The 6,815-nt window shown below is 44.9% G+C and carries 13 protein-coding genes; 10 read left to right on the top strand and 3 right to left on the bottom strand.

Annotated elements, in window-relative coordinates; genetic code table 11:
* Positions 1–119: 119 nt before the first annotated feature.
* The 4 genes from JG50_RS20270 (at position 120) to JG50_RS0115490 (ending at position 1,286) form a co-directional block, all read left to right on the top strand.
* Positions 120–293, top strand: coding sequence for a hypothetical protein (locus JG50_RS20270; RefSeq protein WP_160173908.1), 174 nt, complete (start codon positions 120–122; stop codon positions 291–293).
* A 47-nt stretch (positions 294–340) separates the two neighbouring features.
* On the top strand, positions 341–646 hold the full coding sequence (locus JG50_RS0115495; protein ID WP_033102035.1) for a hypothetical protein: 306 nt from the start codon (positions 341–343) through the stop codon (positions 644–646).
* 70 nt (positions 647–716) lie between these two features.
* The gene (locus tag JG50_RS20265) at positions 717–884 is read left to right on the top strand and encodes a hypothetical protein (protein WP_160173907.1); all 168 of its coding nucleotides are present in this window, start codon (positions 717–719) and stop codon (positions 882–884) included.
* A 183-nt stretch (positions 885–1,067) separates the two neighbouring features.
* Positions 1,068–1,286, top strand: coding sequence for a hypothetical protein (locus tag JG50_RS0115490; protein WP_033102034.1), 219 nt, complete (start codon positions 1,068–1,070; stop codon positions 1,284–1,286).
* A 29-nt stretch (positions 1,287–1,315) separates the two neighbouring features.
* Here the strand turns inward: JG50_RS0115490 and JG50_RS19050 are convergent, their stop codons facing one another.
* From JG50_RS19050 to JG50_RS0115475, 3 genes are read right to left on the bottom strand one after another with little or no spacing between them, the layout of a single operon-like run.
* Entirely contained in the window at positions 1,316–1,870 is a 555-nt protein-coding gene (locus tag JG50_RS19050) for an HD domain-containing protein (RefSeq protein ID WP_052154393.1), read from the bottom strand.
* Positions 1,867–2,412 (bottom strand): 2-C-methyl-D-erythritol 2,4-cyclodiphosphate synthase, encoded by a 546-nt coding sequence (locus tag JG50_RS0115480; RefSeq protein ID WP_052154392.1) that lies wholly within the window; start codon positions 2,410–2,412, stop codon positions 1,867–1,869. Before JG50_RS0115480 ends, JG50_RS19050 begins: the two co-directional genes overlap by 4 nt.
* On the bottom strand, positions 2,409–3,191 hold the full coding sequence (locus JG50_RS0115475) for a GntR family transcriptional regulator (RefSeq protein WP_033102033.1): 783 nt from the start codon (positions 3,189–3,191) through the stop codon (positions 2,409–2,411). The genes JG50_RS0115480 and JG50_RS0115475 overlap by 4 nt, the downstream gene beginning before the upstream one ends.
* Positions 3,192–3,395: 204 nt before the next feature.
* On the opposite strand from JG50_RS0115475, the gene JG50_RS20260 reads away from it, so the two are divergent.
* The 6 genes from JG50_RS20260 (at position 3,396) to JG50_RS0115455 (ending at position 6,776) form a co-directional block, all read left to right on the top strand.
* Positions 3,396–3,569 (top strand): DUF4464 domain-containing protein, encoded by a 174-nt coding sequence (locus tag JG50_RS20260; protein ID WP_160173905.1) that lies wholly within the window; start codon positions 3,396–3,398, stop codon positions 3,567–3,569.
* A 180-nt stretch (positions 3,570–3,749) separates the two neighbouring features.
* Complete coding sequence (locus tag JG50_RS0115470; RefSeq protein ID WP_033102032.1) at positions 3,750–4,058, top strand: hypothetical protein; 309 nt, start codon at positions 3,750–3,752, stop codon at positions 4,056–4,058.
* Positions 4,058–4,309 (top strand): hypothetical protein, encoded by a 252-nt coding sequence (locus JG50_RS0115465; protein ID WP_033102031.1) that lies wholly within the window; start codon positions 4,058–4,060, stop codon positions 4,307–4,309. The genes JG50_RS0115470 and JG50_RS0115465 overlap by 1 nt, the downstream gene beginning before the upstream one ends.
* Complete coding sequence (locus JG50_RS20255) at positions 4,306–4,443, top strand: hypothetical protein (RefSeq protein ID WP_160173904.1); 138 nt, start codon at positions 4,306–4,308, stop codon at positions 4,441–4,443. The genes JG50_RS0115465 and JG50_RS20255 overlap by 4 nt, the downstream gene beginning before the upstream one ends.
* 39 nt (positions 4,444–4,482) lie before the next feature.
* Positions 4,483–6,288 (top strand): helix-turn-helix domain-containing protein, encoded by a 1,806-nt coding sequence (locus JG50_RS0115460; RefSeq protein WP_033102030.1) that lies wholly within the window; start codon positions 4,483–4,485, stop codon positions 6,286–6,288.
* A gap of 140 nt (positions 6,289–6,428) precedes the next feature.
* Positions 6,429–6,776 (top strand): hypothetical protein, encoded by a 348-nt coding sequence (locus JG50_RS0115455; protein ID WP_033102029.1) that lies wholly within the window; start codon positions 6,429–6,431, stop codon positions 6,774–6,776.
* The last annotated feature ends 39 nt before the right edge of the window (positions 6,777–6,815 follow it).

Here is a 6,815-nt window from a genome sequence, read left to right as displayed (position 1 = left end):
GGGAAAATGAAAATCCTCTTTCCTTCGAGGAAGCGAAAGAACTCTTTGCCAAAGAACTGGGCCTCAGTGACCAAGAACGAAAAGAGGCTTAAGCCCTCTACGAGGAATGGAAAGCCGAATTGGAAGAATGGAACAAAAACGAAGAACCCGCTTGGGTTGTTGACCCCGATGAGGCAGGCTGGATCGAGGAGCAGCAGTACTTGGAGTATGAAAGGCGGATAAACTCTCCAGCAATGGATGAGGCTCGCACCGCCTTCGTAAGTGCGCTGAAAAATATGAAACGAGGCTCCTGATCGGGGCCGCTCGTAACAAAGCCAATGTTTTGAAAGGATGATGACATGTGAACCTATACATTTTGAAACACCCTGATGACAAGGTCTATGAGCTGGCCGCCGGAAACACACCCGAAGAAGCGGCCAAAGAACTAGAATATTTCTTCGGTTGGAACACGAAGGTTGACGCGAGCGAGTTAGAGCTTTTTGGACAAGTTGAATTTGAACGCCCCATCTACTGGGGCTATTATGACCCTCGCACTGGTGAACGGGTCTATCCATGCCCGAAACTTTTCAAGGCTGCATATGGATTTCCTCATCCAGAGCTGGCCCGATTGGAAGAACCAGAACCAATTGAACTTGACTGTGAATGACCGCTTCCCTCCCGGCGATGATCGGGAGGGGTTTTCTTTTTGTAATCGAAGAAAACAAAGGGGTGATTGTATGAAGAATGCGAAAATCCTCTGCCACATGTGCTTCGGTGCGGGCAAGCGATGGAATTTGAACGATGAGGGGAAGCCGGTTCAATTGTGTTGCGAATACTGCGAGGGTAAAGGCACGGTCACAGATGAGGAATATGAGAGATACTTTATCGAGTTCGACTGCGAGTGATGAAAAGGCCCTTGCCAGCTAAAAACGCTCCCTTATTTAGGATAAGGATAGTAATAACAAAAGACGACCGCAAGGCCGTCTAAGATCCTGGTGGATCACCAATCACTATTTTTCGCCTCCTTGTCTATTTATTAGAATTATTCGATATCATAAAAGTAAATCCTGTTTAGGGAGGCGAAATTCTTGGGATTTGCTCAAAAAGGGGAAACATGGTACGGTCGACCTGGAACGCCATATGAGGGAGTGGTCGCCACGGTTGAAACGATTACTGCGCGTAATGTGGAAGTGTCATTTGACCGGATCGTCCAGGTAGATGGTTTAAAATTGAGCGGAAAAGTGATGTCAAAGGGAACATTCAAGAGGATGTTTGAGCCGATTGAGCAATTGGATTTGTTTGAATGAAAAGAGGACCCGGTTATAAAGGTCCTTTTTTACTTTAGCCATTGGTTTACTCTAAAGATAGTTTCTTTGTAATTTTTTTGATTGGCTAACATCATCCGACTAACTGTATGGTGCTTTCCGTAGCGTTCAATAACATCCTGTACTCTTTTCTCAAACGTTATACGTTGTCCAGTCGGAGAAGTATGCAAATCGCAATAGGTAACCAGATCGATGAATGTTCGATCTTGCTCATCCAGATCCGTGTTTTTTTCTTCATAGATCGGCAATAGATCCGGCCGAGTTTCCTTGGCAGTCTCATACGCGCAGGAGTGAAAGAGAACAGCAGCCACTACCGACTTTGAAAATCCTTTTTCTCGGACAAAGATTGCTCCATCTAGGGGATGAAAATCGTATTGATTTAATTTAGGACTGTAGCCAATATCATGGAGATAGCAAGCCTTTAATAGATCAGGTTTCCACTCATCAGGAACATTCAAATCTGGAAGAAGGTTTTCCATGCACCGAACTACCCCGAGAATGTGCTGGAATCGCGCGGAATCAGGCGAAAGATAACTCGATAACCATTGAGGATTGATTGTTTTCATAGTCCTTCCCACAGACTGATGATTACCCGAGCCTCGATGCCTTCCAATCGTGCGAACTCGTCATTTCCGTCCATGCTGGATACTTTTACATGAACCTGATCCACGTCAATCCCTAATCCTTCCGCAATGTTTTGTTCCATCAGCGGGACTTTCTTCTTCATCCGAGGCTGATCTCCACAGATAATGGTCACATCCACTTGGCCGATGATGAGCCCTTTTGGTTCAATGAGCCTTTTGCGCATACTGGGCAGATATTCGATGGATTTAACTCCCGTTTCTCCTACGTCAGGAAACCAATCGTCAATGTCCCCCGTCTTGGTTGCGGCTCCCAACGCCATGACAATTGCATGAGCGACCACATCCCCATCGGTTCGGCGTGTATTTGGCCCTTTTGGAAAGTTTTCAAAGGTAACACCAGCAAGAGTTAGTTGCCGGCCATCTGCAAAGGCGTGAAAGTCGGAAGCCCATGAGATACGTTGTTTTTTTGCCAAAGTCAATGCTACTTCCCGAATCAGTTCCTTTTTGATTTGTTCATCCATCATTTGGATGCCTCCTCATCAATTGTATAAGAATAAGTGAAGTCATGAAGAGAAGCGTTTGCGATCACCTTTGTGTACTCAAAAAGGATTTCTTCCCCATCCTCTTTTTCTCCCCATACCCACCTATCCATATCTACCACGGGTTGATTACGATGAATGCCCAAAATCTCTGATTCTTCATCAGAGGGCATACGACATGAGATCTTTTCAAATGCTCTCGATGCTCGTAGGCCTTTGTTCTTGTGCAGCCATTTAAAAAGCGGATAATAGTTGTGATCGTGTCCGAGAAGCTCTCCGCAATACTCTGCGAGGTAATAGCTATCGAGGATACGGTACGGGATACGGTCAACGAGATGCACCCGATACCGCCTCAATACCTCTACATTGGGGTCTTTTCTCATTTTGGCTCCTAGCTCATGACCAAGCGGAATAATACTGGACGGTTCCAAAAAGCGAACCATTACCTTTCTTCCCTTTGACTCCATATCACGGATAAATGAACCGGCGCGTTTTAATTCTAATCCAGCTGCGATAGCTAAACCCGGATCAGATGGACCAAGTGTCACTTTTGGGATATGAGCGCGAACAAAGATCCCCCCGCGTGGCACGATTTCGATCAGATTCTCGGCTTGCAATCGGTCAAGTGCTACACGAAGGGTTGGACGGCTAGCCCCGAATTCTTCCGCAAACTCTCGCTCAGCTGGCAAGCGTTGCCCTGCTGTGTAAATTCCCTCAAGTATGCGATTTTTGATCGTGTTGTAGATTTCATCTGATTTTGGCAAAGGTCGAACCCTCCTTTTTCGTGGTATTTACCACAGGATTATTTCCATCTTACCAGAGATTTGAGAAAAAATATACAAAAAAACGAAAATTCACTTTACCACTGGTAAAGCATGTGGTAAAGTATAATCAGTTACTGGTATTTACCAGTTAGAAAGATTTTTTAGTGGAGAGAAACCCTCGATCATTTTGCGGGGGTGAGACAAATGCAAGCCATTGTCGGATTTTTCATCAGCTTTGATGATGCCAAGAAGGAGAAAGAAGACAAAGAACTAGCCAAAAACATTATCAAAATGGGATACGGACTAATGTCGCGGAAAGAATTCGAGGAAAAACATCCGGAAAATGTACAGAAAAATGAAAAAAGCTCCTGGTGGTAAACCAGAAGCACAAAAAACAAATTAACCTATCGACATTTTACCACGAAAGGAGGTGGTCGACCTGTACAAAACCTTATCTCTTTTGATCTTCTTATGTATTTATGTCGCACCACCTGTGGTTTTCGCCAGTATTATATGGGATTTCTTTAAGAAAAAGCTAAATCGGAAGGGGGAGGCCAAGTGAAAGCTCCTGATCTCAAAGGGACGATTGCGTTTATATCGAGCTTCACTGACTTGTTTATGCTGTTTGCGGCTTTTGCAATCGTGATGTTAACCTTTATCGCCATTTGGCAGATTGGCTTTAAAGGGAAGAAGCCCGTTAAAGTTTTCACTCAATATTTCGTACGTGTGCTTTCACTGTGGCTCATTTCTTCGTGCCTGATCGTAGTGGTTGCCGCCCATCTGATGTCTTCTCTGTGGGATGGAATTCTGCTGGTAATTGACATGGTTGGGGACAAACTCGCCGAGGCCGCGAAAGGAGCGTTGTGATGGAATTCATCCAAGGATTGATGTTCCTTAGTGGTCAGTTCGCAGCGGCGGTGTTTTCAGCAGTAGCCGTACCACTCGCTATCCTAATCGGTTTTAGGGCCAAGTGGAATATATCAAGGATGTTGAAAGAGATTGGCGCAGTGCTTTTAGCCTTTGTTATCGTGTCCGGTTTCTTCATCTCAGTTGGAAGCTACGGCCATAAAGAAGAAGCGAACCAATGGGTGAAAGAAATGGAGGCAATGAAAAAATGATTTGGTATTTAATTTTCACTGTTTTTGTGGCGGCGCTCGGAGCTTTCACTTTTTGGCTGAGGAAAAAAGAGAAAGTGAAAGACCAAGCGCCAACCAACAAACCTTACACAGAAGAAGATGAAATAGAGGACTAGCGGGCAGGCTAGTCCTTTCTACTGAAAGGAGTGATCCTGATGAAAAACCACTCTGCTTGGTTTCCTTCGATCCGCAGTCAAAAAATCCCTACCTGGGTGAAAAAAGCCGGGGAAATTTTGAAAACCGAAGTTTGGCCAGAAGTGCTGGATGCGCTATTTGAACCAAAAGAGAAAAAGAAAATCGAAGAATGGCTCAAACCTCGTGTGGAAGCGCAAGACGCACAAAAGGAGGAGAAGGAGGAGCAACCGAAGCATGGCCGGATTCCGAAACGGATGGTGACGGATTCCCCGCAACATATCGCATTCGCTCGCCATCGAACAGGAAAAATCCTCTCGCTGATCCGCTCCGAAAATGTCGAGGATAAAGACAGTCTTTCCACTCCGATGATGGTAGTTGGGAAGCCAGGTACCGGTAAGTCTACTGATTTTGTGAACATGGCTTTGGAATTTTTCGGAGCCCGCGCGAAGAATCGCAAAGAGTGGGAAAAAATCGCACGTTCGGTTTTCCTCTTCGATGTAGCGAACGGGGCGATGATAGAAGAAGTTATGGCTCATGTACCAGAGTGGCTCAGGGATCGGGTGAAGATCATAAACCACTCAGATATGGCCCGAGTGGTTCCGCTCTCCTGGCATGACTTGATGGCGTTATATGAAAATGATGACTCTATCGCTGCGGAAATTGCCGAGATTGAAACCGATTTGCTTCGGAAATTCATCAAGGACGACAGTCAGACAATCTCTATTGATCGGTATTTCAGAAGCGCATTGCAGGCGTCTTACCGAGTAGGTGAGGGAAATCTGCTGGATGCAATGCGGATTCTGAAAGACCCGGAATATCGAGACGAAATAAAAGCCCGACTGGCTGAAACCGATTTTGAACTGGAAATTGCGCTTGGTCAATTAGAAGAAGAGATGGGGAAGGAAAGCAACCGCGTACTGGATACGATTGAAAACCGAATCTCTCAGATACGAAATAACAAGCGCCTTTTCTATTCACTGAGTCAGCCAAGAACTGAAAAGATTGACTTTTGGAAGTGGATGAATGAGCCGCACCTTGTTTTAATCCACATGTCGAACAAGAAAGAGACGTTCCAGGACTTCGCCTTCACACACTACCTGGTCAAAATTTGGAACCTCATGATGGCCAGGGAGATGATCCCTGAAGAAGATCTTCGGGAATGTGTCGTGATTGTCGATGAAATCGACTTGATCATTAAGAACAAACCGGTTCAAGACATTTTTCTTCAGATTACCAAAAAGCCTAGAAAGTACCGAACCAAGTATATCTTCTCTTTTCATGATTGGTCATCGTTCACCAAAGCCGGCAACCGGAAAAATGACATCATACGCTCATTTAAAACGGGTATGGACATGGTCCTGCTGAAAGGGAGCGATGAAGTTTTTGAAGACTTTGAAGAAGAGCTAGAACCATTCACTGTTGAGGATTTTCACAATCTGGAAAAATACACGGGCATCTTTCGGATCACCTGCAACAAGAAAGAATATGTCTTCAAAGCTAAACTACTTGAGCCAGCTTCGAATCGTCTGCCATCTTTCCCAGTGCCAGATTTGGGGAACCAAATGGGCATGACCAATGCAGAGATCACAAAGCGAGCGAGAGAAATCCTGTTGCCCCTGTACGTTCGAAAAGAAGGGAAAACCGATAGCGAAAACACGACCGCGAAAGACAAAGTCATTGAGCTTCTGCGCGAAGCTCCGGAGGGGCTGACGACGAAGGAGATTTGTGAATCGCTCGGGATCTCCAGAATGACCTTCCAGCGTATAAAAAAAGAATTAAAAATTCAAGAACGAAAAGACGGAAAAAAGCTAGTTTATTTCGTCTAAATGTAACATGTAACACGGGTTTCCTTTTCTAGAATTTTGCCAAGAAGAAATGACGGAATTATGCGGCTTTTGAGCTTCAACATGTAACATTTTTTCGGTGGATGTTACACATCATGTTACAGCAAAGGAGACGGGGGAAAATGGTGGAAAGTGCATCGAAAATCATGGAGTGGATGTTGATAATTTCAAACTCAATATTAATTTTTTGGCTGACCTACAAGCTCAATCAGTGGATTCAAACGTGGTTCGGCATCGAGGTGAAAAAGACCCCAAACGTGGATCAGTGGGCTTGGAGACTGATTCTCATCGGATACGGACTATCCCTCGTTCTTGTGATGATGCTCTTCGTGTTTTACTATTGGATGTTTTTGGTTTTGCTGATGGTTATGGGGATTATCGGTCGGAGAATTGCCAGGTCTTTTATTAAACCGGTTATTTGGATCACATATCCGTTCCGAGCAGTCGGAAGCTTGTTTCGTAAAAGATGACCAAGGGATGTACCCTTGGTGAGGTTGTTGACAAAGAAG

This window comes from Thermoactinomyces daqus (genome assembly GCF_000763315.1).
Lineage (GTDB): Bacteria > Bacillota > Bacilli > Thermoactinomycetales > Thermoactinomycetaceae > Thermoactinomyces_A > Thermoactinomyces_A daqus.
The sequence above is the reverse complement of the archived record's forward strand: the minus strand, read 5'-3'. Positions and strand labels throughout refer to the sequence as shown.

Coding starts and splice junctions, on each gene's coding strand:
- JG50_RS0115460 (WP_033102030.1), top strand. CDS start 4,483: ATGAAAAACCACTCTGCTTGGTTTCCTTCGATCCGCAGTCAAAAAATC.
- JG50_RS0115480 (WP_052154392.1), bottom strand. CDS start 2,412: ATGATGGATGAACAAATCAAAAAGGAACTGATTCGGGAAGTAGCATTG.
- JG50_RS0115465 (WP_033102031.1), top strand. CDS start 4,058: ATGGAATTCATCCAAGGATTGATGTTCCTTAGTGGTCAGTTCGCAGCG.
- JG50_RS0115455 (WP_033102029.1), top strand. CDS start 6,429: ATGGTGGAAAGTGCATCGAAAATCATGGAGTGGATGTTGATAATTTCA.
- JG50_RS20260 (WP_160173905.1), top strand. CDS start 3,396: ATGCAAGCCATTGTCGGATTTTTCATCAGCTTTGATGATGCCAAGAAG.
- JG50_RS19050 (WP_052154393.1), bottom strand. CDS start 1,870: ATGAAAACAATCAATCCTCAATGGTTATCGAGTTATCTTTCGCCTGAT.
- JG50_RS20265 (WP_160173907.1), top strand. CDS start 717: ATGAAGAATGCGAAAATCCTCTGCCACATGTGCTTCGGTGCGGGCAAG.
- JG50_RS20255 (WP_160173904.1), top strand. CDS start 4,306: ATGATTTGGTATTTAATTTTCACTGTTTTTGTGGCGGCGCTCGGAGCT.